The organism is Terriglobus sp. YAF25 (assembly GCF_052113305.1).
Lineage (GTDB): Bacteria > Acidobacteriota > Terriglobia > Terriglobales > Acidobacteriaceae > Terriglobus.
On record NZ_JBFRCY010000839.1, the window covers coordinates 1 to 1,788 of the forward strand.

A 1,788-nucleotide genomic window follows, 5' to 3' on the forward strand; every position below is an offset into this window, starting at 1 on the left:
GTCTATACGGACCGAGTTGAGCGTCGTTTCGCCGACATCGCTGAACAGCTCCCTGATGAGGGCCGCAGACAAAGGCACGCAAAGGCGATCTTGATCTGCAGCGCCTGTGTTGGCGCAATCGGACTTTCGCGTGCCGTCTCGGACGCTGACCTTTCCGATCAGATTCTGAAGACCGTTGCGAAACAATTGTCGGACATCTTCAGCAAGAACGATTGACATCGCCATCTAGCAAAGCACGACTGCCGAGCCTGGAAATGACCTGCTCGGCAGTCGCGAAAAGCACACTTTGGGTCCGGCACCAAACAGCCCCTTATCCCGCATGTGATTGTTTGGCTGCAGGCGCTAGAACATCGGGTTGGTGTTCTTCGAGGCGTCAGGGATGCCTTGAACTACATCCCAGTGTTCTACAAGCTTTCCATCCTTTACCCGGAAAAGATCAACACTGACATCACCATTCTTACTGATGAGGCCAGTCCAGCTGGCATGCACGGCGACAAGATCACCGTCGGCCAGCACATGCCTGATGTCCCCCTTGGCGTTGGGAAAGTTTGCCAGAAAGGCGTTGATGTATTTCCGCAGGCCTTCTACGCCGTCCTCACTAGCAGGGGTGTGTTGTACATAGGTGTCGCCCACGTATCTTGAGATCGCACCGTCGACGTCGCCGTCAAAGTGCGCTTCTTTGTAGAAGGCGAGCACGGTTTTCTTGTTCTGCTCTGCAATGGTTTCGGTCTTCATGATGATCTCCAGTCGGATTGTCGCCGGGCCGTCGTGGCCGGAGCGAACCGGCAGCCTGAGAGCGCGGCCAGCGCTAAATCGTCTCCGGGCTCTCTCTGCGAGCATTGGGGAATGCACGAGAGATGGCCCGGTTCGACGCCTGTGGTCGGCTTATTCGCCGGGGAAATTCTGCGCGTCAAACTTGTCGCTTTGAACGATGTAGATTTCGCAAGGTATTTTGGACACGCAGGCGGTGATGTGTTTCTCCTTGCCGCGCTGATACCAGTAGGAGCCGGGGCCTAGCTTGGCTGGCGTTTCACCGCGCTTGTAGTTTTCCATCTCACCTTTGATCACGACGGCGTAATAGTCGTAAGTGTGGGTGTGAACGTAACTCGTGAAACCGGGATCAAACCGGAAGAACGCTCCATGGGCGCCCTTCGTCACGTCTCCCCAGACATTTGAATATTGAATTCCCTTGTTCGGAGTAGCTCCTTTCGCTCCGCTGTCTTGGAATTTGTAGTGCGTCGAAGGCAGCGACACCGACTGCCCGTCGTTCAACGGCGGGTAGGCCGGAACCTGAGCAGCACACGAGGCAGCGGCGAACACAGAAGCTACGGCCATGAGGGCCATGCCCACTTTGAAGTTCATATTGACTTCTCCTCCTTAGAGTTAGGTGCGATATTGTGCTGGGTTCTATTCCCGTCGCACCCTCCGGGCCTCCCGTCCAACATCTGGCTGTACTTTGAGTCTCTTGCTAGATCAGTGCGCGGTGGCCAGCGCCTCGATGAACTTGGCGGCCAGCTCGTGGTCTGACATGGGGTTTTGGGCGGTGATCAATTCGCGATCGACAACAACGTATGAGGTGAAATTATCCGCGTTGAGGACTTTGGCGCCAGCGGCTTCGAGCGCATCGGGCATGTTGAAGATCAGCTTCTTGTGGAAGACATTCTCCTCGGCATACTCTTCTTCACTGCGCGAGAAGACGGTCATTTGGTAGCCGGCATACTGCCAGTCCTTGACCAGTGCGTGCGCCTTTACCTTGTCGCCTTCAATTAGCGCCGCGCGGAACTCACG

The 1,788-nt window shown here is 55.8% G+C and carries 3 protein-coding genes and 1 pseudogene; 1 reads left to right on the top strand and 3 read right to left on the bottom strand.

What is annotated here, in order from left to right; translation table 11 throughout:
• Nucleotides 1-216, top strand: a 216-nt coding sequence (locus AB4043_RS24350) for a hypothetical protein (RefSeq protein WP_442308369.1), incomplete at its 5' end; no start/stop codon positions are given.
• Nucleotides 217-342: 126 nt separating this feature from the next.
• On the opposite strand, the gene AB4043_RS24355 is transcribed toward AB4043_RS24350, so the two are convergent.
• The 3 genes and pseudogenes from AB4043_RS24355 to AB4043_RS24365 form a co-directional block, all read right to left on the bottom strand.
• Complete coding sequence (locus tag AB4043_RS24355) at nt 343-735, bottom strand: nuclear transport factor 2 family protein (protein ID WP_442299650.1); 393 nt, start codon at nt 733-735, stop codon at nt 343-345.
• Between the two features lie 150 nt (nt 736-885).
• Nucleotides 886-1,362: a DUF4437 domain-containing protein gene (locus AB4043_RS24360; RefSeq protein ID WP_442299649.1), complete on the bottom strand. Its 477-nt coding sequence runs from the start codon at nt 1,360-1,362 to the stop codon at nt 886-888.
• Between the two features lie 111 nt (nt 1,363-1,473).
• Nucleotides 1,474-1,788 (bottom strand): annotated as a pseudogene (locus AB4043_RS24365) (type 1 glutamine amidotransferase domain-containing protein); the annotation flags it as partial.